25 protein-coding genes are annotated in these 23,497 nt (G+C 55.7%); 13 read left to right on the top strand and 12 right to left on the bottom strand.

The annotated features are described in order from the left end of the window. Window positions 1-5: 5 nt before the first annotated feature. The 5 genes from ACHZBF_RS06330 to ACHZBF_RS06310 are packed head-to-tail and all read left to right on the top strand — an operon-like array spanning window position 6 to window position 4,482. On the top strand, window positions 6-1,199 hold the full coding sequence (locus ACHZBF_RS06330; RefSeq protein ID WP_321527959.1) for a hypothetical protein: 1,194 nt from the start codon (window positions 6-8) through the stop codon (window positions 1,197-1,199). Beyond that, window positions 1,193-2,827, top strand: a complete 1,635-nt coding sequence (locus tag ACHZBF_RS06325) for a formylmethanofuran dehydrogenase subunit A (protein ID WP_321527958.1) — start codon at window positions 1,193-1,195, stop codon at window positions 2,825-2,827. Before ACHZBF_RS06330 ends, ACHZBF_RS06325 begins: the two co-directional genes overlap by 7 nt. A 7-nt stretch (window positions 2,828-2,834) precedes the next feature. Beyond that, window positions 2,835-3,407, top strand: coding sequence for a DUF447 domain-containing protein (locus ACHZBF_RS06320; RefSeq protein WP_321527957.1), 573 nt, complete (start codon window positions 2,835-2,837; stop codon window positions 3,405-3,407). Beyond that, entirely contained in the window at window positions 3,404-4,120 is a 717-nt protein-coding gene (locus tag ACHZBF_RS06315) for a (5-formylfuran-3-yl)methyl phosphate synthase (RefSeq protein ID WP_321527956.1), read from the top strand. The genes ACHZBF_RS06320 and ACHZBF_RS06315 overlap by 4 nt, the downstream gene beginning before the upstream one ends. Then, complete coding sequence (locus ACHZBF_RS06310) at window positions 4,120-4,482, top strand: S-adenosylmethionine decarboxylase (protein WP_321527955.1); 363 nt, start codon at window positions 4,120-4,122, stop codon at window positions 4,480-4,482. Before ACHZBF_RS06315 ends, ACHZBF_RS06310 begins: the two co-directional genes overlap by 1 nt. 127 nt (window positions 4,483-4,609) lie before the next feature. On the opposite strand, the gene ACHZBF_RS06305 is transcribed toward ACHZBF_RS06310, so the two are convergent. Genes ACHZBF_RS06305 through ACHZBF_RS06290 form a run of 4 tightly spaced genes read right to left on the bottom strand, consistent with a single transcriptional unit; the run spans window position 4,610 to window position 8,567 of the window. Next, on the bottom strand, window positions 4,610-5,164 hold the full coding sequence (locus ACHZBF_RS06305) for an amino acid kinase family protein (protein ID WP_321527954.1): 555 nt from the start codon (window positions 5,162-5,164) through the stop codon (window positions 4,610-4,612). Then, a complete protein-coding gene (pabB, locus tag ACHZBF_RS06300; protein WP_321527953.1) occupies window positions 5,151-6,536 on the bottom strand; it encodes an aminodeoxychorismate synthase component I in 1,386 nt (461 codons plus the stop codon). Before pabB ends, ACHZBF_RS06305 begins: the two co-directional genes overlap by 14 nt. Continuing rightward, the gene (locus ACHZBF_RS06295; protein ID WP_321527952.1) at window positions 6,527-7,612 is read right to left on the bottom strand and encodes a hydantoinase/oxoprolinase family protein; all 1,086 of its coding nucleotides are present in this window, start codon (window positions 7,610-7,612) and stop codon (window positions 6,527-6,529) included. Before ACHZBF_RS06295 ends, pabB begins: the two co-directional genes overlap by 10 nt. Continuing rightward, a complete protein-coding gene (locus ACHZBF_RS06290) occupies window positions 7,569-8,567 on the bottom strand; it encodes an ATP-grasp domain-containing protein (RefSeq protein ID WP_029132996.1) in 999 nt (332 codons plus the stop codon). Before ACHZBF_RS06290 ends, ACHZBF_RS06295 begins: the two co-directional genes overlap by 44 nt. Window positions 8,568-8,576: 9 nt before the next feature. On the opposite strand from ACHZBF_RS06290, the gene ACHZBF_RS06285 reads away from it, so the two are divergent. Continuing rightward, entirely contained in the window at window positions 8,577-9,260 is a 684-nt protein-coding gene (locus ACHZBF_RS06285) for a HisA/HisF-related TIM barrel protein (protein ID WP_029132995.1), read from the top strand. Here the strand turns inward: ACHZBF_RS06285 and ACHZBF_RS06280 are convergent. From ACHZBF_RS06280 to ACHZBF_RS06245, 8 genes are read right to left on the bottom strand one after another with little or no spacing between them, the layout of a single operon-like run. Further along, window positions 9,253-10,488 carry a 6-pyruvoyl trahydropterin synthase family protein gene (locus tag ACHZBF_RS06280; protein ID WP_084609924.1) on the bottom strand — a complete coding sequence of 412 codons (1,236 nt, stop codon included), beginning with the start codon at window positions 10,486-10,488 and terminating at the stop codon, window positions 9,253-9,255. The genes ACHZBF_RS06285 and ACHZBF_RS06280 overlap by 8 nt on opposite strands. Before the next feature lie 57 nt (window positions 10,489-10,545). Then, window positions 10,546-11,058 carry a formaldehyde-activating enzyme gene (gene fae, locus ACHZBF_RS06275; RefSeq protein ID WP_321527951.1) on the bottom strand — a complete coding sequence of 171 codons (513 nt, stop codon included), beginning with the start codon at window positions 11,056-11,058 and terminating at the stop codon, window positions 10,546-10,548. A gap of 24 nt (window positions 11,059-11,082) precedes the next feature. Beyond that, complete coding sequence (locus tag ACHZBF_RS06270) at window positions 11,083-12,006, bottom strand: triphosphoribosyl-dephospho-CoA synthase (RefSeq protein ID WP_394707550.1); 924 nt, start codon at window positions 12,004-12,006, stop codon at window positions 11,083-11,085. After that, window positions 12,003-12,914, bottom strand: a complete 912-nt coding sequence (locus tag ACHZBF_RS06265) for an ATP-grasp domain-containing protein (protein ID WP_321527949.1) — start codon at window positions 12,912-12,914, stop codon at window positions 12,003-12,005. Before ACHZBF_RS06265 ends, ACHZBF_RS06270 begins: the two co-directional genes overlap by 4 nt. Continuing rightward, the gene (mch, locus tag ACHZBF_RS06260) at window positions 12,911-13,894 is read right to left on the bottom strand and encodes a methenyltetrahydromethanopterin cyclohydrolase (RefSeq protein WP_273439052.1); all 984 of its coding nucleotides are present in this window, start codon (window positions 13,892-13,894) and stop codon (window positions 12,911-12,913) included. The genes ACHZBF_RS06265 and mch overlap by 4 nt, the downstream gene beginning before the upstream one ends. A 1-nt stretch (window position 13,895) precedes the next feature. Next, complete coding sequence (locus ACHZBF_RS06255) at window positions 13,896-15,005, bottom strand: ATP-grasp domain-containing protein (protein ID WP_321527948.1); 1,110 nt, start codon at window positions 15,003-15,005, stop codon at window positions 13,896-13,898. Between the two features lies 1 nt (window position 15,006). Beyond that, window positions 15,007-15,906: an NAD(P)-dependent methylenetetrahydromethanopterin dehydrogenase gene (locus ACHZBF_RS06250; RefSeq protein ID WP_321527947.1), complete on the bottom strand. Its 900-nt coding sequence runs from the start codon at window positions 15,904-15,906 to the stop codon at window positions 15,007-15,009. A gap of 3 nt (window positions 15,907-15,909) precedes the next feature. Beyond that, window positions 15,910-16,920: a beta-ribofuranosylaminobenzene 5'-phosphate synthase family protein gene (locus tag ACHZBF_RS06245; protein ID WP_321527946.1), complete on the bottom strand. Its 1,011-nt coding sequence runs from the start codon at window positions 16,918-16,920 to the stop codon at window positions 15,910-15,912. Window positions 16,921-17,168: 248 nt separating this feature from the next. On the opposite strand from ACHZBF_RS06245, the gene fhcD reads away from it, so the two are divergent. From fhcD to gcvH, 7 genes are all read left to right on the top strand, one after another. Then, window positions 17,169-18,065, top strand: a complete 897-nt coding sequence (gene fhcD, locus ACHZBF_RS06240) for a formylmethanofuran--tetrahydromethanopterin N-formyltransferase (protein ID WP_273439057.1) — start codon at window positions 17,169-17,171, stop codon at window positions 18,063-18,065. Next, entirely contained in the window at window positions 18,062-18,874 is an 813-nt protein-coding gene (locus tag ACHZBF_RS06235) for a formylmethanofuran dehydrogenase subunit C (protein WP_321527945.1), read from the top strand. The genes fhcD and ACHZBF_RS06235 overlap by 4 nt, the downstream gene beginning before the upstream one ends. 107 nt (window positions 18,875-18,981) lie before the next feature. Continuing rightward, window positions 18,982-20,502 carry a PAS domain-containing protein gene (locus tag ACHZBF_RS06230; RefSeq protein ID WP_321527944.1) on the top strand — a complete coding sequence of 507 codons (1,521 nt, stop codon included), beginning with the start codon at window positions 18,982-18,984 and terminating at the stop codon, window positions 20,500-20,502. Further along, the gene (locus ACHZBF_RS06225) at window positions 20,502-21,119 is read left to right on the top strand and encodes a response regulator transcription factor (RefSeq protein ID WP_321527943.1); all 618 of its coding nucleotides are present in this window, start codon (window positions 20,502-20,504) and stop codon (window positions 21,117-21,119) included. The genes ACHZBF_RS06230 and ACHZBF_RS06225 overlap by 1 nt, the downstream gene beginning before the upstream one ends. A gap of 119 nt (window positions 21,120-21,238) precedes the next feature. Further along, window positions 21,239-21,784 (top strand): OsmC family protein, encoded by a 546-nt coding sequence (locus ACHZBF_RS06220; protein ID WP_321527942.1) that lies wholly within the window; start codon window positions 21,239-21,241, stop codon window positions 21,782-21,784. 18 nt (window positions 21,785-21,802) lie between these two features. Continuing rightward, complete coding sequence (locus ACHZBF_RS06215; protein WP_321527941.1) at window positions 21,803-23,017, top strand: OmpP1/FadL family transporter; 1,215 nt, start codon at window positions 21,803-21,805, stop codon at window positions 23,015-23,017. 63 nt (window positions 23,018-23,080) lie between these two features. Next, on the top strand, window positions 23,081-23,461 hold the full coding sequence (gcvH, locus tag ACHZBF_RS06210) for a glycine cleavage system protein GcvH (RefSeq protein WP_321527940.1): 381 nt from the start codon (window positions 23,081-23,083) through the stop codon (window positions 23,459-23,461). The last annotated feature ends 36 nt before the right edge of the window (window positions 23,462-23,497 follow it).

The raw sequence follows: 23,497 nt of genomic DNA, 5'->3' as shown, positions 1-23,497 counted from the left end.
CTATTATGAACAGACACGACAGGCTGGACACTTTGGCGTTTGTTAGCTGCCCCTTCTGTGCCATGGTTTGTGACGATCTGTCACTGCCAGTACACAACGAAGCCCTGACCGCGCAGCAGATACCTTGCGAGAAGGCCCGCACGGGATTTACCAGTGCATTCCAGGCGACCCGGGAAACACCCCTCATCCATGGGAAAGAGGCCACCTGGAAGCAGGCGTTGCAGCAGGCGGGCAAAATGTTGCGAGAAGCCAGACTACCCCTGTTTCACGGATTGATTGGCGATCTGCTGGACAGCAAGGCTGCAGTCAAAATGGCGGATCACTTTGGCGGTGCCATCGACCATCTGCATGGCGATGCAATTGCCCGCAATCTGCAGATCTACCAGCAAGGCGGCTGGCAGGTCAGCAGCATGGGTGAGGTACGCAATCGTGCCGACCTGGTTGTATTGATTGGCCATGACCCGCAAGAGACCTACCCGCGACTGCACGAGAAGCTGCTCGACAGCACGGAGCGGCTGCATGCCGACTCACCACCGATTATCCATCCACTCAACCATGACTGCCTCGATTTACTATCAATCACACGTGCACGTCTTGCCGGCAAGCCGGTACAAGCCGATACCGCCGGGAGCGATGAACTGCTGACGCAGATCACGGGTGCGAATTACCCGGTGTTTATCATTGGCCGCCTGCCGGGGAAGAACGCTGAGCTGATCATCCGCACCTGTGTAGGGCTGGTGCGTGATATCAATGAAACCCGACGTAGCGCATTGCTGATGCTGGGCGCGGGGGAAGGCGATACGACCGCACAACTGAGCGCCGCCTGGCATAACGGTTTTGGTATTCGCACCTGTCATGCAAAGGGTTATCCGGAACAGGATCTGCAGAGGTATGCCGGTAACCGGCTAATGCAATCCGGTGAAACCGATCTGCTGGTCTGGATCAGTAGTCTCAGTTGTGCACCCCCACCCGATGTAGCCCAAAACACCATTGTTATTGGACATCCAGCGATGTCATTCACACAGTCAGAACCCGCCATTTTTTTGCCGGTCGGCGTTCCTGGTATACACCGTTCGGGTTATCTGCATCGTGCCGATGGACTGAGACTGGTTCCTCTCAAGAGACTGATCGACAACCCGCTGCCCGGCAGTGCCACACTTTGTGAGCAGCTGATTTCACAGGAACCACGCACATGCTGATAAGACTTAAAGGCGCTCGAATACACGACCCGGTCAATCAGCTCAACGGGACATGTGGTGACATCTGGATCAGGGATGCACGTATCTGCGAGGCACCAGACAACATGGCGGAGGCGGATAGGACCATTGACCTGGAAGGCAAGATCCTGATGGCCGGTGCAATTGACATTCACAGTCACATCGCCGGCGGCAATGTCAACAACGCCCGCTTGTTGTTACCCGAACAGCACCTGGCCGAGCGCGCCCGCCTTCCACAATTCCCCTTCTCCGGTGCCAAATGGTCGGCTTGTGACACCGGCTACCGCTATGCGGAGATGGGCTTTACCACGGTCGTCGAGCCCGCCGTCCTGCCGATCAATGCCCACCAGGCGCATGCTGAACTGGCCGACATACCGATCATTGATACCGCCGGTCTGGCCATTGTCGGCAATGATGATTTCCTGCTGCGTATGCTGCGGGATGGCGCGGAACAGGCCCGTATCAATGACTATATTGCCTGGACCCTGCACGCCACCCGGTGCCTGGGGGTCAAGGTGATCAACGCGGGGGGTGCCACCGCCTTCAAGTTCAACCAGCGACAACTGAACCTGGATGACGAGGTGCCGATGTACGGCATGACATCGCGCGCAATCCTGAGCGCGGTGCAGCGCGCGGTTGTGCAACTGGGCATCCCGCATCCGGTGCATGTTCACTGCAATAACCTGGGTATTCCCGGCAATGTGAACACCGCACTCGATACCATCAAGGCGGCGGATGGCCTGCCCATGCACCTGGCCCATGTGCAGTTCTATGGTTACGGGGACAACGGGGATTCTGGCTTTTCCTCCGGGGCCAGCGCACTGGCCGATGCCATCATGGCGAATCCCAATATTACCGTGGATATCGGACAAGTGCTGTTTGGTCAGACCGTCACCATTTCCGGTGATGTAATGCGCCAGTTTGATGCACGCCATATTGCCAATCCGAAAAAGTGGGTGGTTTGGGAAGGCGAAGATGGCGGTGGCGGCATTGTGCCGTTCCGCTATCGTCCGAAAAACTATGTCAATGCCCTGCAGTGGGCGATCGGCCTGGAGCTTTTCATGCTGATTGATGATCCCTGGCGGGTCTTCTTCACCACCGATCATCCCAATGGCGCGCCCTTTACCGCTTATCCGGAACTGTTCAGACTGCTGATGGACCGAGACTACAGAAACCAGTGGCTGGACCGAATCAATGCGAAATCGGCGGATATCTCCCTGTTGCGCCATCTGGAGCGTGAATATGACCTGAATGATATTGCCATCATGACCCGGGCCGCACCGGCCAGACTATTGGGCCTCGGTGACCGGGGTCATCTCTCCGTTGGGGCCATTGCAGACATTGCCGTTTACCAGCCACAGGCCGATAAGGCCGCCATGTTTGGCAAGGCAGAACTGGTGTTCAAGAACGGTATCGCGGTGGTTGAAAAGGGCCAGGTAATACGCTCCATCCAGGGCAAGACCCATGCCGTTGCACCCGGCTTTGACAGGGGGATTGAATCATCCATCAGCGACTATTTTGATCGCTATCACTTGATGAAAATGGATCACTACAAACTGGATCCACAGCATCTGCTTGAGACACTGGGCAGTGAACTGGTACTGCATTGAGGCGTCTATGAGTGAACGTATTCATGAAGTTATCCTGATCACCCGTAACCCTGATGGATCACCGCATATGGCACCCATGGGCATTCGGCAGCGGGGCAACAGCTGGTTGATTGCACCCTTTCGTCCCTCGCGGACACTGGATAACCTGCTGCGGGATGGCGCCGCCAGTATCAACACCACCGACGATGTGCGGATCTATGCCGGTTGCCTGACCCAGCACTATGACTGGCCCCTGCTAGCGTGTGAAAAGATCGAGGGACTGCGCCTGCGTGACGCCCTCAGTCATGAAGAGATCCGCGTTCAGCAGGTCAAAGAGGATACCCAGCGGCCCGAGCTCTCATGCGAGCGCATTCACCAGGTCAATCATCGCCCATTCAGCGGTTATAACCGTGCACAGGCGGCCGTGCTGGAGCTGGCCATACTGGTCAGCCGGCTTCATCTGCTTACGCCCGAAAAACTGGCAAGCGAGATCGCTTATCTGCAAATCGCCATCGACAAGACCGCGGGCAGTGAAGAACAGGAGGCCTGGGACTGGCTGATGCGAAAGGTCCACGACTATCGCAAGAGGCAATGTGCATGACCGGTCTGCTGGCCAGCATCTGCTCGGTTGAAGAGGCGGCTATTGCCCTGCACGCCGGCGCCGACATTATTGATTGCAAAGATCCCTCCCGGGGCGCCCTGGGCGCACTCGACCTCGACCGGATCGCAGCCATCGTAGACTATGTCAATGGCGAGCGGCCTGTCAGTGCGACCCTGGGCGATCTTCCTCCCGATCCAAAGCGCATCCAGGCCGCCGTCAGGAACACCGCAGACTGTGGTGTTGACTACATCAAACTCGGCCTGTTCGATGAACCAACAGCAGCCTCCTGCATCAGGGCTCTGGAAGAGGAGTGCCGGCACAATCAGTTGATCGCTGTCTGCTTTGCCGACCGCTTTGATCCCACACCCCTGCTTCCGCTACTCTCCACACAAGGTTTTCATGGGGTCATGATCGATACCGCGGAAAAACAAAATGGACGCCTGACCGATCTCTGGACCCTGGACCGACTGGGCCGCTTTGTCGATCAGGCACAACGGCTCGGGCTGGTCTGCGGACTGGCCGGTCGCCTGACGCTTGACGACATCCCTTCCCTGCTGCCGTTGAATGCCGACTACCTGGGATTTCGCAGTGCACTCTGCGTCGCCGGTCGAACCAGCCGAGTAGACCGTGAGGCCATGCTGCGGGCCAGGGATGCCCTGCCGTTACGCCATGACACCACGACCACCCTTACGCCCCACCGGGCCACTCGTTAGTGACCATCTGTCCCGAGATCTATCGCCAGCGCGCCGTCATCGAAGGACTCTATGGCGTCGAGGAGATCACCGAACAGACGGTCAGGCAGGTACTCCAGATCATGACAGAGACACTGGGCATGACGCCGATAGCCAAGCTGCTGATCTTCTCCCCTGACCAAGTCAGTGAGTTGCATCATGGCATCGGCGGCTTTCAGGCCTGGGCTGAGTCAGGCTGCTCATTCTACACCTGGCGGGAGCAGAAACTGTTCACCCTGGATCTCTACTCCTGCAAACCATTTTCGGCAACAAAATGTATTCAACAGCTCGAAGACATATTACGCGTGGAGATCATTGAGTGGCGTGACCTATCGTCCAGGTAAAAAAATGGACCGCCGAGTAAACTGAGCGGTCCCAAGCGGAGGTAAAACTTTAAGTAGAATAGTTGTCGGATTAGGCTGCGCCAATCCGACCTGCATTCGAGGCGAACAATCCGCGCAGTAGGTCGGGTTAGCCGAAGGCATAACCCGACAAAGCCAGCCAGTCACTGCTCCCATCACGATGCGCCAGCCTGACCTTGCCGCCCCACTGCCGCTGAAACTCATCGAACGCCGCATCCAGCAGATCCGAACCCGCTGTTGTCAACGGGGCCGACTTGACCAGCAATACACCTTCCGCCCCTACTTTTGCAGCAAGCCAGAGTGCCAGGCTATCAGCAGTCACCCGCCAACTAGGCTCCACGTCAGGGTCTGCCGCGGCAGGCAGCCAGACGGCACTGCGACCATCTGCCACTATCTGTTTCAACTGTTGCGGATCAGCTGCCGTTTGCAGTCGTTCTTCGATGCCTGACATCAGCAGACCGTACTGATCCATTGCGCAGAGCGCCATGCTGTGGGCTGTGGCATCATCAAATTGCCAGCGCTGTTGCGCCACACGTACCTGATCCGCGAACGGCCCACCTCCTGGCACTAGAATGACCGGGTGTTCACCCGCCGCGATCACCCGCAGCCAAGCCTCGAGTTGTGGACTGTCATACAGACTGCCGCCGATCTTAACTACCCACATTGGACCATTGGCTCTCTTTGAGTAAACACAACAGGGCAGATGCCTTGTCAAAGGTCTCCTGGTATTCGGCATTGACTTCGGAATCATGCACGATACCGCCGCCCGCCCAGCAGCATATCTCCCCCTGGTTGTAGACCAGGGTGCGTATCACGATGTTGCTATCCATCCGGCCATCAAAACCGATATAGGCTATCGAGCCGCAATAGGGCCCGCGGCAATCCGGCTCCAGTTCCGCAATGATCTCCATGGCGCGAATCTTGGGTGCGCCTGTAATAGAACCACCGGGGAAACAGGCACGCAGCAGTCCAATCGCATCCTGATCTTCCCTCAGCTCTCCGGTTACCGTGCTGACCAGGTGATGTACGGTGGCATAACTCTCAACAGAAAATATTTCCGGCACCTTTACTGTTCCGGCATTACAAACCCGGCCCAGGTCATTGCGCAGCAGATCCACTATCATCAGATTTTCGGCGCGATCCTTGGAGCTTGATGCCAACTCTCTGGCCATGGCGGAGTCGCCTTCCGGCGTATCACCCCGGGGTCGTGTTCCTTTAATCGGCTTGGTTTCCACCTGTTTGCCCTTAAGCTTTAAAAAACGTTCGGGTGATGAGCCGAGTATCTCTGCATGAGGTGTTTTGAGATAGGCGGAAAATGGAGCGGGATTCATTCGCCGCAACTCCTGGTAGGCACTCCAGCCATCACCTTCCGCCGGCGCTGAAAAGCGTTGCGCAAAATTCACCTGATAACAGTCGCCATCCAGAATGTACTGCTTAATACGCTGAAACGCCGCCACATAAGTGGCGCGATCCATATTGCTTCGGATCGGACCCGTAATATGGAACGGACGTTTTATCCGCGGCCTTGACGGGGTGCAGAAAAGCTTTATCAGCGACCACCAGCGCTCACGGGTACGCTGGTCCCTCCCCTCAGCAACCAGCCAGCTGCGGCATAGTTTATGATCCACCACGACAGCCCAGTCATAAAGGCCGATTACCATTTCGGGAACTTGATCCCGATTGTCCGGCTGTTCCGGCAGCTGTTCAATGCGCCATGCCAGATCATAGGAGAACCAGCCGATTGCGCCACCGCCAAAGGGTAAATCCGCAGCACTCTCTGTATGCGCACCCAACACTTCTTGCAAGAGTGCAAAAGGATCATCCGGACTCAGGCGTATGCTAGCTTCACCGCGTATCTCGGTAATATTGGCCCGCGTGGTCAGGGTCAGATAAGGGTCGGCCGCCAGGATGTCGTAGCGACCGGCGCTGGTGCGGGGATATCCGCTATCCAGAAACACCGCCCAGGATTTCTCGGCAATACGCGCAAACAGCGCGGCGCTATCGGGCTGGTAGGGTATTCGCACTCTCAGGCACATACGGCACTCCGGCATTGCTGCAGACGCAGTAGTGCGACTGCCGGGGCGCAATCCGCGGCCTTTGCACCGTATTCCCCCTGCGTGAGCAGTTGTCCAATATCGATATAGGGGCACCCAAGCCGATCCGCCACACGTTGGACCAGAAACCGTCCAACTCCGGCTCCGACCAGGGTCGCGGAATCAGCCAATCCGAGACTCAACTGCCGCTGGCACGTCAATGAGAGCGCATCCAGTTGACGATCCGCAAAAAAAGCCGCCAATCGATACCAGTCGGCATCGGAGCCGTCGCCCAGGTCCGCTCCGATCATGCGCGACAATCGTCGCATGCTGGCCGTTATTGAGTGGGCCTTGCCATCAGCAGCCGGATAGAGGTCGGCATGTTCCGGCAGATCACCCAGGATGCGGTAGATATCCGCTGTAGTGGCGAAATGTTCATTGGCGAGGGTCAACCAATCACCTTTAAACGGAACCCGATCGGTAATCGCCATCAGCGGCGTACGCACGATGCCCGCATAGATCATCTCTCCATGCAAAAGACGTTCACGATCAGTGAAACCCCTGTTTTGTAGCTGGTGCTTATCGAATGGCAGCAGGTCACTGGTGGTACTCCCGACATCGATCATCACACCAGAGGCAATCACCGAAGCTGCAAAGCTGGTTGTCGCCAGCCAATTGGCTGAGGCAATCTGCTCATAGAAATTAGAGGCCACAGCGGCGGGAACAAATCCCTTCTGGCCTGCGAAAAAAAAGAGCTGCTGTGGCGGCAACCTGACGCTCAGCCAGTCAACCAGTTCACAGACACCCGACCGGCGGTCGTCAAACAGGTCAACCAGCTCCGCCGTCATGGTGACACGGTGCTCGCACATTTGTAGCGGCAACTCCTGCGCAAGCTCCCGTATCGCCAGATCCAGCGATTCCAATCCTTGCCACAAGGGTGTCGCCCGGATCTCCACGCGCCGCAAAGTACCGCGCCGGTCCTGCCACGCCACCTTCAGGTGGGCACCACCGACATCCCAGCCAATCACTCCCTGCTCAGGCAACACGGCCCAGCTCCAGGTCGATATGTACACACTCACCGGTGATCAATCCCGTCGGCAGTGCGCCTGGGCACTCGGCGAGTTGCATGATCATCGCCGCCAGATTCCTGCCGGTCGATTGACTCAATCCGACATATGCGGTGGTTAACCGGGGGTTAATCTCCAGGACAACCGGGCCCTGCTCGGTAAGAATCAGATCCACGCCAACATAGCCCCACAGCCCTGGAATCGCCGCGCAGATCCCCTTCGCCAATTCAAGCAGTTCCACCTGGTGGCTCTTGAGTCCGTTGACAACACACCCCAGCAGGTAAAAGCCGTCGTTCATCTGCACCACCCGCTGAATATTTGTGCCGACCAGACAGACACAACTGTGACCCACCATAATCGACATGCTGATCGACTGGCCCGCCATGTAGGGCTGTACCACCCACTCAATAATCGGGTCACGACTTTTTACATACTCAATCAGTGCTGCTTCATCCGCAATGATGTGAATATCCTGACAACCCACGCCCTGATCAGGTTTCACCACCAGTGGCTGATTATTAAAGCGGGGATGGGCCCCAAACCGCCAGGTGGGTATCACCGGAACTCCCTGCATGGCCAGACAGTCCACGGTCGCCTTTTTGCTGGATGCTATAGACACCGCCTCGGCACTGCTATTGAGCAACAGTTTTCCAGACGCTTCAACGGCACGACACAGTGACTCCAGGACGCCGTTGGTTTCCGGAGCAATGGGCAACACCGCATCGACTTCATTGACACAGGTAAGCCAGGCGCTCCACCAGTCATCCTCTACCCAGTGGATGTTGGTTGGCAGGGAGAGCGAATCCAGGCGCACGTCACGACTGATCAGCACATCAATTGATTCCAGTTCCGTCAGGTCACGGACAATGGCGTTAAGCATCATATCGCCTTCCGCCTTCAGACTTGGTATCATCTCCTCGTTCACACAACCACCACCGGTTATGTATTCAAATACAAAGATCCGCATACAAACTCCTTGAATATCATCCCTGTCATTGATCTTCTGCAAGGCCAGGCGGTTCACGCCATTCGAGGGCGTCGCGCCGGGTATCGACCAGTTGACTCACCGTTATGCCGCCAGGGTGAAGTCATGCCGTTGATAGCAAGACTTTACGATGACTTAGGCATGCAGCAGCTTTACCTGGCAGACCTGGATGCCATCCAGGGAATGGGCAATAATCTCCTGACCCTGCAAACAATCGCTCACACCTTTCCCCAACTGATTCTCTGGGTAGATGCGGGCTTTTCCTCTCCTGCAGCAATCCAGGCATTGCAATCTCAACTCGCATTCCGACCGGTCATCGGCTCTGAAAGTTGGCAATTCAACCGTTGGTTCCCAGTCGACCAGACGATTCTCTCTATCGATTCGGTCGACGATAATCTGCGCGATCCTTCAGGTATCACGCGCGATAGTGCACGCCGTCCGGACACCCTAATTCTGATGAACCTCTCCCGCGTGGGATCATTGCAGGGTCCCGACATGGAACGACTCACCTGCTGGCAGTCGGTCGCGCCTGACGCGACCCTGTACATGGCCGGTGGAGTGCGCAACCGTTCTGATATCGAAAAACTGCAATCAGCCGGCGCCGCCGGAGTATTATTGGCAAGCGCGCTGCACAATGGCGCGTTGACCGCGGCGGATATCCGGCATTTCAGCTGACCGAGCATGCCGTCATCCTGGGTTTGCCCGGTTGCTGAATCAGGCGTCGTCTAAGTTCTGTATAATCGCTTTTGGCACGAAATGGATATAACAATGATTCGGAACCCTGTACCTGCTGTTCAGCCAGTGATCTTCCCTGATAGTCACACCATGAATTAGTCGTCTCATACAGACGTATGCCACTCAATCCGGGGAGATATTCAATCAACTGTTCCCAGATATAGACGCATAGCATTTCGGTGCTGGACCGCCAGGCCAACTCCTCCGCTGCATAGTTCAGATGATGATGATCAAAACGTTCGATGATCAGCCGGTTTACCACACGTTTCAGATAGCCATAATCCACCACGCATCCGGTTACCGGATCGATACGCCCGGTCACTTCCACCTGCAGGACATAACGCCCTCCATGCAGGTTGGAGCATTTGGCCGGATGGTCAGTAATAAAATGGGCGGAATCAAAAACCAGCTCCTTGGTCACACTTGCCTGTGGTGTAATGGCCTGAAAACGTTCCCAGGCCGTCGGCATGGTCATCAGGCGATCCTTCATCAACTCAAGCAGTTTGTCACCATCAGCCAGTGTCAGCGTGCGTAACAGTGAACCACCTGTTGCATCTGATTCACCGGATGCATCCAGCACCTGACAATGGATGTGAAAATTACAGGCCAAATGTTCACGAACGGCCTCGGCATAAATCGGTCGGCTGAAGAGCATAAACAGGTAACCCGCATGCCACTCCGCACGGTGGGCCATGTACACTGCCAGAGCGCCCAAAAAGGCAGGTGGTGGTTCAGGCATTGCCCAGTCATGAACCAGATTTCGCAACGGTGCCCGGAGAAGATTTTTCGCCACTACACGATGTGTATCCGAGCGGTATTCATAAATCTGATGAAACTGAAAACCGTAATCAACCAGATGATTCAGAGTCCACAACAGCAGGTCCAGGCGGCGTACTTCACCAGCCACATCGACGAAACCATCATTTTCCTGTAGCAATCCCGCCCAGCGCAGCCCCAACAGGGCCTGTCGCGCCGCCTCTGTCGGTCTGGCAACAGGGCGGGCATAATTTTCAATATGATCAGGCTGGTTAATCTGATCACTATGCAGAATCAAATCCAGTGGCAGCTGGTGACGTATTGCATACTCCTGGATTGTCAGGTTGCTGCATTCGAGCAAATGCCCGTTATCCAATTGAGATACTGTTTCGCCACATTCCAAACAGTGCATAACCTGCTCCTGACGAGGAGAAAAAGTGTGGGGCCCAATGGACCCCACAACGATCACTTAGGCGTGTGCAGCAAACGGATGCTCGTTAGTCGACTTACCCGCAATCACCTCTGCAGGAGTAGGCGTACCAGCAACAGCCCGCTTGATTGACTGCTTGGTTGCCTCGTAGTTGTAGTCCTGGATCTTGTCGTCATCCGCCGCCTCCCAGTGAATAAACACCCCCACGCAGATAAACACATCATCCGCCTCATCGGCAGGAATGGTGCCATCCTCAAGGCAATCGGCGACAGCCATGGCCACGCCACGCTGTGCCGGCCCAAACATCTGAACGGCCTGCGCCGCACCCTTGATGGTCACCTTATTGAACATCATCGTGTGTGGCTTACAGGGCAGGTTCGGTGCCACAACAGCCAGCAGTGATGTAAAGCCATCTTTATTGTTGACCAGACCATTACAGAAAGCCGTCTCTGCTGCAGAGCCGCGTGGCCCCATGATCAGATCGATGTGTGCCACTTCATTGCCGTCGCCGACCAGTGATTCACCTACCATAGTCTTGTTAATAACTGCCATATCGGATCTCCTCAGATTGTTGGCTTATAGTATTAGCGGTGTTTTGGCCTGAATCGGCCTCATCATCCGCGGATAATTCCGGGCAACCCCGGCGCTGTTTATCGTCTGCCTTTGCAAACGATGGATGAATACGCCAGCAACACAGAAGTCTGCCGTCGTACCAGGATTTATACCTTGCTGTTTGAGTTGCCGGTCCATTTCGATCAACAACAGATGTCGTGCCGAGTCATCAGCAGCAGTGAGATATTTTTGATGCACGTCAGCAGCCCACCGGGAAACCGCGATCGCTCGTGCCGTTCCCTGCTTTCGTTGAATGTGGCTGTCCTGATAACTCTCCAGCAGATAAAGAAACAGATCAGTGACAGCAGTCTCTTCATCGGCATGGCGTTGAAAAGCGTCGATCAGATAAGGCAGAATTACGCTGGATAGCTCATGGAAACCGTTGGCATATTGCCGGGCGATCAAATCCCTGTCAGCCGCCAGAGCCATCACTTCCACCAGGGGACTGGTAGCGGGACCGGCCACATCATGGGATTCTGTCCGACCGAGCCCACCCGGATTAGCCAACCGTATTGCCGCGAACACTCTATTCGTCTCTTCTGCACGAACAGCGGACAACACCTTGAGAAGCGCTGTCTCCAATCTCTCTTCAGGATAATCAATAGCCGCCTGAATAATCGGTGCGCAGAGTAGAATGATGCCCAGATTGGTATTACACCGAACCGCATCCTGAGTGGCCTTTACCGCACCATAAATGCGATTTCCGAGTACCTGGCCGGGTTCCGTAATCATCTCCGCACTGGCCAGAGCGCTCTGTACAAACAGCTCGGCATCCATTCCATGACCGGCCGAATGAATCGATACATTTCCTGGCTTCAGTGCAGCCACATCCAATGCACAGGCCTCCAGGTACCACTTTGCAAGAAGTTCTGTGGTCATCGGGTTCATTGAAGCGCCTCGCATGCCTGCGAATGGCGACACTTCATCAACAGGTCGTCTGCCAGCACGGAGGCGATGTTTACCGAGGTAACACGCTGCAAGCCGCGCCAGGCGGGAACACTGTTAATTTCAATCACCCACCAGTTGCCCAGGGCATCACGCATCAGATCCACCCCGGCATAGTCCATATCAACGCAGGCAACAGCCTGTTCCGCCAGGTGTTTCAGTTCCCCTTCCGGTACCGCGGCATGGCAGATACCACCTTGCGCTACATTTGCCAACCAACCCGAAGTACTCCTGCGCATGGCAGCCACCGCCACGCCTGAAATGACAAACACCCGCCAGTCGCAGGCCAGATCATCCGACTGTTCAATAAATCGTTGCAGATACCAGACGTGGTGTATCGCATCGGCATCAGGAAGATCGGCACGGTTTTTAACCAGAACGATCCCCTTGCCCTGTGATCCGAACAGGGGTTTGCAAATCAATTGATGTCCACACGCCGTTTCCCGTTCGGTTATGGCTTCAGCCATCGGCCGTTCGGCACAGACCCAGGTGGCCGGTGTAGGAATACCCTTTTGAGACAACCGCGCCGTCGTCAGACCCTTGTCAACCGACCGCTCAATGGCGCGACCATCGTTATAGACCCGCACACCCAGTACCTGCAGGACATGCAGTACATTTAAATGGAATACCACCTGTTGCAACGTGCCCCCGGGAATACCCCGCACAAAAACCGCATCCGGCAGGCCCGACTCAAAACCGGGAAGCACTACCTGGATCTGCCGATCCATCTCGATACGCGCATGTGTCAGCGAGCTAAACAGACAGGTTACTCCCCGCGCCATAAAGGCTTCATGCAGCCGCTTGCCATGCCAGCCCGGATCATCCGTCACGACCGCAACCTGTAGCGTCATAGCGAGACCCCGAAAGAGACCAGCAACTGCTCATGATCAATCACGCCATGGGTAAAACTGCGTCCTGAATCAAGGTTGCTTACGGTGATACGTGCCGGGCTGAACAGCAGCGGATCAATCTTGAAGAAGTCGTACTCGCAGGATTTGAAGATCTCCGCAAAGGGTCGTCCGTAGTCACTTGAAGTGCTACTGGGCAGCGCCTCCGCAAGGGCCTGTGCCGCGCTGTCCTCACCGGTAACAAACAGATGTATCTGTCCGGCAAACAGAATGGCATCATTGGTTCGGCCCATCGCCTGCAGGAAATCCGGCGCAGGCGGTGGTAGCGGCGCGGTCGCCAGTCCATCCACGATGTGCCTCAGTTCAAAACCCAGTTCATGCGCCTTGTGCAGCGCGACCTCCAGCACCCGCGCAACCACCTGGGTAGTACCGGCCAAACTGCGGGTCGGCGTCAGTATCAGACGCAGTTGCTCCGGTAATACACCGCAATCCAGCGCAATACGTTCGGTCAGTTCAAGGGGGGGCGGTTGATCAACTTCCAGCACCAGCGTGGCACAATCCGCGCTATCTTCAATGCCCAGGTGATCGTAGAGTTTTTCCTTACGCGCAAGGATGCGGCCCGGACCGGAGCCCAGGGCGTGAAATGCCGACTTGCCCTCGCCATGCGACAGACTCCAGCCTGCATATTGACTCCCCAGACAGGCCAGCACCGGCTGGTTGCTGTGCACGGTAATATTGGAGGTCCAGCCCGACACCGTACCCGCCGCCTGCAGTGATACGTGTCCCTGCCCACCCATGCAGATCTCGGCAATCCGTCTACCCGCTTCCAGACCGCCATGACATTTAATACCGGCATCGATAACCGTAACGCCATTCTCCAGCTGTTGCGGCAACAGTCTGAGCGACGCTGAATCCAGCAACAGGGAATCAACCAGACTACGGGTATGCCGATTCATCGAAGCGGGGTTATTTTGCAATGCCATATCAGGCCGCCTCCTGATTCGACAAGGCGACGAGGGAGCGGATCTGTTCAAGCCTCTCCTGCAGAAGTCCAGCCACCTCGATGCTGGAGTTACCCGTCGCATGCAAGCCACAGACCGGTGCCCCCTTCAGGCAATAGGTACCGGCTGGCGGACGATCACTACACCAATCCGGCCAGGATACCCGGCCGACCCGTTGATCCTGTTCCGCATAGTAGACCCGGTACCCCTGAGCCTGGCCTTCCAGGGACAGTTCACTGAGCGTGCCGTTACAGGCAGCGATATGCGCCGCCACGCCACCATCCGGAAGCGCCTGCTCATAGAGTTCAAGCGTGGCCGGTGGGCGGGCATTCAGCTCCAATAGGAGCACCTGATCACCCTCGAACACGCAATCGATACCGTTTGCACCACACAACTGCAGGGACCCCGTCAACTTCCGCGCCATGTCAATCATCTGCCGCCTGTGCCCATCACCCGGATTGAACCTGGAGTACACGCCAGAAAAACGAAAATCACCCAGACCGGGATCCACTGCATGCAACTCGTTAATCCCCAGCACCTCTATTTCACTACCATCTGCAAGAAAAGTGAGCGAACAGACAGGGCCCGGAATCAGACGCTGAAAATAATGTACCCGGTTATCGGGGGCATCCGTCTGGGCATACCGGACACCCAGGCCACCATAACTGCCGGCGACTTTTCTTAACCAGCCACACGGCTTGCGCGGCCGCCTGAATGACACCCGCGGGTAACTAATCGCCAGATCATCCAGCAGGGGAAAAAAGCTGGCAGGCTGAGACAACAGCATCAGCGTCCGCGGACTGTTACCCAGACAGCAGCCCAGTGATTCCAACTGCTGCAACCGCTCTGGTTCGGCCTCGAAACCCGCACCATATATCCAGGCGGTGTTCGCCACCATGTCCTGACCGAGACAGACATCTATAAGTCCCTCGACATCCTGCCGTACTGTTTTGACAGCGGTGTGACAGGCGGCCTGCGTATCCTCATCCGAAAACAGGTCCACGCCGGTCACCGCATAACCGCCACGCGAGGCGGACTGCGCAAGATAGCGCACACTGTTACCCACAATGAGGAGAGACTCTGGCCGGTTCATCTCACACCTTGCTCCGGGCCACAACCAGTGCCTGTGAGAAGTCCAGATAGACCGGCTTATCGGTATCAATCATCTGCTGCAGCAAGGCGCGCTGGGTCTGATACTTCACATTACCCACCGCCAGCGCACCGATGCCCAGAGCACCTGCCGGCGTTGATGCCAATTCAACACCATTATCCATAACGCCAAGGCCGGCTATACCTTCAGGCGGCACCGCATTGACATCACAGAACACCTTTACCGATAGTGCAGACGCCAGGTGCCGATCATTCAATATCTGAACACCCGCCTTGGCGGCACCGAACACCAGATCTGCCTCTGACAGGAGCGCACATATCTCTGCATCACCGCTCCCTACTGCACCCGTAATCGCGGTCTCGTAACGTTCACCGCAGAAAGCCGCCGCCACATCAGCCTTTTCCTTGCTCTCATGGCTGACGATGATTGCATGTGCACCGGCCTGTGCTGCAAGCATCGCACAGGTCAGACCCACGGGTCCGGTGCCGCCAAACACAACCACGTTCTTGGCCTGGAGCGAATCGCCGGTTCGCCGCCGATAGGCTTTTTCACCACAGGCCACCATCGCCGCAGCCGTGGTAAATGCACCGCTGGGATCGGCAAACACAGAGACCTCAAACGGCGGCACCATCGCCTTCCGGGCGGCATTCAGCATATCCATCGCACGGTGGATATCACGGCCACCGATAAAGATACCGGTGCGCGTTACCCCTTTAGGTCCGCGGGAAAAAATTGCGTCCTGGGTGAAGTCCGCCACCTGCCCTACTCCCAACCCGGTGTACGGAATACAATGATTCCACCCCGCATCAATCGCCATATTGACATCAAATGGGCTCAAGTTAGGCACTTCAGTAAACATGTGCAGAATGGTCTGGTAATTCATACGTTAGCGGGCTTCCTTCGTGACCGGACGGGTCGATTCAATCGCCACATGGCTCCCCTCATTACAGGCTGCGGCTATTTCAAAACAGAGCGGGGAGAACTCGCCAACACGCTGGCGTGCCTGCTCCTTGAGCTGTATGGCAGAAGCCTGGTCGGGCAGCAAAATAAAGCCCGTGGGGCCCCAGGAACTTTGTCCGACCCCGGCATAGCCCTGCAACTCCGCCCAATTCAAAAGATCAGCCACAGCCGGGCTGGTATAACGCCCCCCTTGCGCGGGAGCAAAATGATCTCCGACGCTGCGCTGCAGCTCGGCAATTCCTGCAGCGACCGGACCCAGCCGCTGTTCTCTGATTCCGGGCAATATCTGCATCAGCGTCAAATGACAGAGATGAGCCGCCTGATCTGCAGGAAAGGGGGGTAGACGCCTGAACGCCTCTACCTCCTGCTGGCCATGCAGACCCTGGCCACCTCTATCCATCACCAACAGCACACGCCACGCTTCCGGAAATGGCATCTGCACGGTGAGCGGCGGCGGACCATCCTGCTCACTGACTCCGCTATCAACCATGAAACCACCATGATCAAAGCCACCAATGCCAATGCCCGAGCGCCGACCTCGCTGCATCTGGATCGCCACCTGAGACGTGTTTGTGGACAAACCAAACAGCAGGTGGATAGCGTGCCCGACAGCCAGAGCCATCTGGGTGCCTGAACCCAACCCGGCATGGTCGGGAATCGCTTCATCAATACCGATCTCCACCCCTTCCCTGATGCCCAGGAGGCCAAGCATTTTCCTGGCATAGCCGACAGCCCGTTCTGCTGAGGGGCCGGAGGCACTGACCGTGGGGGCAATCTGCATATGCAGGGATGTCCTGAAGGCATCGATGCTAAGTCCGAGACTGCCGAAACGCCTGCCCAGGGCTCCACTGATATCGAGAAAACCAAGATGTAGTCGTGCTGCCGTACTGACAAAGACACGCTGATGCTGTTGACGATATGACCACTGATCTCTCATACGAGCTGCAATTGCAAACCCCGTGCCTGTTTTCTCAAGCGTATAAAAACGGCCGGATTTGTAGGGTCTTACGCTGACGGGTGCGTCTGTCATGAGTCACTGTGTCACGACCCTACGGCGCACCCATGACAATCAGACACCCCATGGCGCTTTGCAGCAGGCCACAGTGGCGCCCAACCCTACCCCCGCCCATCCCGGCATAGCTTTTGCCTTGGTGAGTCCAATCAATTAGTAAAATGGTTAACTTGATGCAGATTAATGGGGTCACAATCGAAGATACGTTTGCGGAAGCATTTGGTATGCGGGCCACCCGAATCATCATTACCGCGCTCAATCTGCGCTGGGCCCGGCAGGCTGGAGAAACCATGACCGGCTTCGCCACCTCGGTAATCGGCTGCGGCGTTGAGGCAGGTATCGAATCCGACCTGACCGCCGACCAGACACCCGATGGTCGACCCGGGGTCAGCATTCTGCTTTTTGGCATGTCAACCAACGACCTTGCCAAGGCATTGGAACGGCGAACCGGGCAATGCATACTCACCTGCCCGACAACCGCGGTCTACGCCGGAATGGATGGCAGTGAGCGACTACCGCTTGGAAAGAACCTGCGCTACTTCGGTGATGGGTATCAGATCAGCAAGTTGCTTGATGGCAAACGCTACTGGCGAATTCCGGTAATGGATGGAGAATTCATCGCAGAGCAGGACACCGGACGCTGTGCAGCCGTGGGAGGCGGGAATTTCCTGGTATTGGCTGATACCCTGCCTGAAGCGTTGACGGCCTGCGAAGATGCGGTAATAGCAATGCGGCAACTACCGAATGTCATCTTGCCCTTTCCCGGCGGGATTGTGCGCTCGGGATCAAAAGTTGGCTCCAAGTACAAGGCACTGGTCGCATCCACCAATCAGGCCTACTGCCCTACCCTGCGCGGACTTGTTGAGACACAACTGGATGACAAGACCGGGGCAGTGCTGGAAATCGTTGTCAATGGGCTCGCGCCGGACGATATCACGCTGGCAATGCGCGCCGGCATTGAAACTGTCTGCAGGCATGGCCGCGAGCGGGGAATAAGACGCATCTCTGCGGGCAACTATGGCGGCAAACTGGGACAGTTTCACTTCAAATTACATGAGGTAATGGCATGAGCCTGATACTGCGCCAGATCAATGAACAGAAGGGGCGTATAGATCTCCGGGGAATCACGCCGCAGCGACTTGCCACTCTTGAGCTACCTGCCATCGAGCAGTTGCGGATCACAGCCGATCACCAAATGGTTCCATTATCGTCGCTCTTCAGTGTGGAGGGTGACCCGATGGATGAACTGATCATCATACCCGGCAATAATCGGGTGGATTACATCGGCGCCCGAATGGCCTCGGGGACGATAACCCTCTCCGGTGATGCCGGGAACCATGCGGGGTCCGGGATGCTGGGGGGCAGACTGCTCGTTAATGGCAATGGCGGTGATTTCACTGGCAGTGCCATGCAGGGTGGAGAAATCATTGTGCAGGGCAATGTCGGCAACGCTACCGGCGCCCCTAGCGCGGGCGGTTTGTGCGGACAGAATGGCGGTGTCATACATGTACAGGGCCACGCCGGTGATCGTGCGGGTGAGTGTCAGCGGCGTGGCCTGCTGATCATCGAGGGTGATGCGGGCGATCTCGCCGGGTATCGCATGATTGCCGGCACTATTTATGTAGGCGGGCGTACTGCTGAACATACCGGCCTTGGCATGCGCCGCGGGACTATTCTACTCAATCACCGGCCCGATCAACTCCCCGTTACCCTGAACCACAACGGTTCTTTACCCCTCACCATGCTCACCCTGGTTATACGGCAGCTTCGTCACTACCTTGTGGGCAAAACACCTGAAGCTACTTTTGCACATCACGTTGACCGTTATGTCGGTGATCTTGCCTGTCAGGGTCTGGGTGAAATTATCATTCTTACCTAGGCACCATTATGGGATCTAACCTTCTGATTGGCTGCCTTATACTTTTTCCCCTCCTGGCGAGGCTGTTCTGGCTACAAAATCATAATACCCTGGTCAGACAGAAGCTGATGGCTGCACGCAAGCGCTGCAGTGAAATGCATGAACAGCTGAGTGAACAAGCAGAACTGTTCAGAACCATGTTCGATTCAGCACCTGAATGCGTCAAACTGCAGAATGCGGACGGCACCATCGTGCGCATTAATGCCACCGGACTATCGCTTCTGGAAACCGATACTCCGGCAACCATTGTTGGTCAATCGGTTTATAGCGTTATTGCGCCAGAATATCATCAAGCCTATCAGAAACTGACTGACAGTGTATTTTTGGGTAACACCGAGTGCATGGAGTTTGAACTGATTACTTTTGAAGGACGCCGACGCTGGCTTGAAACTCATGCAGTACCTTTACGCAATGACCAGGGTGATATCAAAGCGCTTCTGGCGATCACACGGGATATTGAAGAGCGTAAGCAGATGAGTTACCAGATGGAGGAACAGCGAAATCGTCTCCAAACCATTATTGAATCCGAACCCGAGTGCGTCAAACTGCAGGACCGGTACGGTACAATCCTGGAGATGAACCCCGCTGGGCTTGTCCTGCTGAACGCCACTCACTCCACTGAAGTGATTGGTCGATCGGTCTATGAGTTCCTGAACAGCGAGTATCACGAAGCCTATCAGGCACTCACCCAGGAGGTCTTTGCTGGAAATCCCGGATGCATGGAATTTGAAGTGACGGGAATCAGCGGCACGCACCGCTGGCTCGAAACTCATGCCGCGCCACTTTGGGATAATACGGGTAAAGTCACCGCACTGCTGGCTATTACCCGAGATATTGATGATCGAAAACAGTCCGAAGATAAGATGCGCCGCCAGCATGAAGAACTGGCCCATGTCTGCCGTCTGAGTACCATTGGTGAACTGGCAACCGGGCTGGCGCATGAACTAAACCAGCCGCTCTGTGCGATATCCAGTTATGCTGAATCGGCCGTTCTCCTGAATGCACGTCCTTATGGCAAGGATCCGACTAAAGTCGATCAGATCCTGCAAAAGATCGTCTGTCAGACTGAGCGCGCCAACGGCATTCTGCAACGTTTGCGTGACTTTGTACGCAAGAAGACACCGAAGCCGCAGGCTAATCAGGCATTGTCATTGATAGAAAATATGCTTGAATTCATTGACCCGGAAAGACGCCGGCAAGGAATAATCATCAATGTGACACATGATGACCCACTGCCCTACATCTGGGTCGATCGTGTACAGATAGAACAGGTCATACTCAACCTGATCACCAATGCCATACAGGCCACCATTCTGAACCCCGATAATCCCAGAAAGTTATCTATCAACATCATGGCAGCCGATTCTGATGTCACTATCATGATCCGTGACTATGCGGGCGGTGTTCCTGACAAAATACGACCCAATCTGTTTACCCCATTTATTACGACTAAAGAGCAAGGCCTGGGTATCGGATTGGCCCTGAGTCACAGCATTGCCGAGGCTCACGGTGGCAGACTCCGGTATCAACCGGCAGATCCCGGCAGCCTGTTCTCACTCACCCTACCTTGCAGGGTACAGGACGCATAATGATTCAACGGGTATTTATCATTGATGACGACCCTGCGGTACGGGATGCCCTGGTGACATTGGTGGAGTCGGTCGGCCTGACTGCCGAACGCTTTGCAACGGCTGATGATTTTCTCTCCAGCTACAGCAACGAGACCCCAGGCTGCCTCATCACAGACATCTGTCTGCCGGGTATGGATGGAATTCAGCTACAGCAGGTGTTGCTGGAGAGAAAAATCAACCTGCCCCTGATCGCCATGTCGGCCCATGGTGATATTGCAATGGCGGTAAGAATGGTGCGCCGTAATGCGATCGACTTTATCGAGAAGCCTTTTCGCAATCATGTCATGCTGCAACGAATTCATGAGGCGCTTGAAATTGATCGACAACAGCGTCAGCTGCACGCCAAAGACGATAAGTTAAGGTCAAGGCTCAGCCTTTTGACGCCTCGTGAAAAACAAACACTAACTCTCCTGCTGGATGGAAAAAGCAACAAAATCATTGCTCGTGAACTTGCACTCAGTCCACGCACCGTGGAATCCCATCGCGCCAGTATTCTGAAAAAGATGCGTGTTGATTCTGTCACTGCCCTCGCGAAACAGATCAATAATATCCAACAAATTCTTACGTGTAAGTAGTATTACGGATACCTATCGTAGTCTTGCGAATAGGCACGAAGTCCACCGCAACATATCCTCACAGACAGCAACACAGAAACCGTGCTGCACCATTACTGGAACCATCTGGAGGAGATATCATGTCCCAGGCAAGCGTAAGAACCGCACTGCTAAACACAATCGAAGGCATCAAAAACAATCCTGCCATGTCGGGCGTAGTTTTTCGCGCAGATACTGCATGGGAGGAGGACGTAAGATGCAGTGCAAAGATCCGCGATTTTGCACCCTTCACCATCGATGAGCCACTGGAGCTGGGCGGGCAGGACAGTGCCGCCAATCCTGTTGAGCTGGTGCTGGTCGCCCTGGGCACCTGCCAGGAGATCATGTACTCCGCTTATGCCTCGGTCATGGACATTCCGTTGGAAGCAGTATCTGTTAAGGTCCGTGGCTACCTGGACCTGAAAGGAATGTTTGGTCTGGATGAATCGATAGCCCCCGGTTTTAGTCGCATCACATTTGACACTGAAATCACCACCTCGGCAGACAGTAAAAACATCAGCGAGCTGATTCATGTAGTAGAAAATCACTGCCCTGTTCTCGACATTCTTGTCCAGGCCCAATCCGTGACTGGAAAAGTAAAAGTCAATGGCCAAGCACACACCGCACTAAGTTCAAGCGCGGCTTGATGTTGCTGGAGACTCTTGATGACACGATTCAGCAGCAAACTCAAATATGCAGGCCTGGTTACCGGTCTGTCCATGACATGTACTCAACTGAATGCGGCCAATTATGGCACTGACCTTAATCTCACCATGATGCCGGCGTCGGGGGGTATGGGGGGCGTTGGCATTGCCCGCCCCCAGGATACCGGCTCGGCGGTTTTTGGGAATCCCGCTTCGCTTACTCAGTTCAACGGCACCCACTTCATGTTTGGCGCCACATTCTACGCGCAGGACGTGGATGCCCTGCATGATGGCACCACTACAGGTACGGCCTGGTCTGGAGACTCGGATGCGGGGCCTTACTTGATTCCAAGCATAGCCATTACCCAGTCACTGAATAACCGGGTGACCCTGGGTCTGGGACTGGGCGTGGTTGCCGGAATCGGTTCCGACTTCCGCAAGGTGCCCGGCAGCCTGGGTCCCTTGGCGGAGATCATGGTGTTCGGCGCCAACGCCGGTGCCGCCTACCAGGTCAACGACAACCTGTCTCTGGGCGCTGTGGCGACCATGGGCATGGGATTTGGCCAGGCGGGCCTGAACAGCAATACCTCATCCACCAGCAACTTCGGTCTGCGCGCTACGCTGGGTGCCAACTACAGCATGGATTACAACACGCTGGGGCTCTATTACCGGTCACCGCTGTCAATTGAATACGACAACATGGTTCAGTATTCCACCACCGGTTTCCACAGTCCCACCTTCGAGCAGCCCCAGGAAGTCGGATTCGGCATTGCGAACGGGAGCCTCGCCGGTGGAAAACTGCTCATCGCCGCAGATGTAGTCTGGAAAGATTGGGAGAGCGCCGACAGCTATCGCGATTTGTATGACAACCAGACCGTCTTTGCCCTGGGTGCCCAGTATACGACCGGCCCCTATAAACTGCGGGTCGGCTTTTCCCACGCGGACAGTCCGATCAAGAAAAATGTCGGCTCAAACGTGGGCAGCATCACCTCGCTACTGGTGGGTGGCGCCACGGTTCCGCTTAACCCGGCACTAACCCGTTATGTGCAGGCCACAAACGGCGAAGTAGTGTGGGAGGACCAGGTCACCCTCGGTGTTGGCTGGAACATGAGCAAAATGCTGACCCTGGACGCCCATGCCAGCGTGGCCCTGGACCGGGCCGAGACTATTGGCGAAACCCGGGTCGACGCCGGGGCATGGCAGGTTGGCGGCGCATTTACTTGGCACTTTGATTGATCGAATTTTTACCTTCAGCCGTCGCTTTGGAGCGACGGCATTTTTCATTGTTTGGAGTTAGCTATGCAGTTACCTGATGATCGTCGTTACAGCTCGGAGCATGTCTGGGCACTTTTGGACAAGGGTGAACTGGTGATAGGCATCACCGATTATGCACAGTCCGCCCTGGGAAGCGTGGTTAGCCTGAATCTTCCCGTAAAGGGTCAATGCATTATTGCCGGTGACAGCTGTGGCACTGTTGAGTCGATGAAAACCGCATCCGATCTGATTGCCCCGCTCAATGCAACTGTTGTTGAATTAAATGACAGCGCTGATATTGATCCCGAGATGATCAATGACGATCCCTACGAAGCGGGTTGGCTGCTACGCGTGACAGACTTTGACCCAGACGCCTACGAATGCCTGCTGGATGCGGCTTCCTATGAAGATTTGATCTCGGAATAAGCAACCCCGACAAGCGCTGCTTGCCGGGACAGGAAA

It is taken from the genome of Sedimenticola selenatireducens (assembly GCF_963675335.2).
GTDB classification, from domain to species: Bacteria; Pseudomonadota; Gammaproteobacteria; order Chromatiales; family Chromatiaceae; genus Sedimenticola; species Sedimenticola selenatireducens.
Note: the sequence above shows the minus strand (reverse complement) of the source record. Positions and strands in the feature narration are given on the sequence as shown.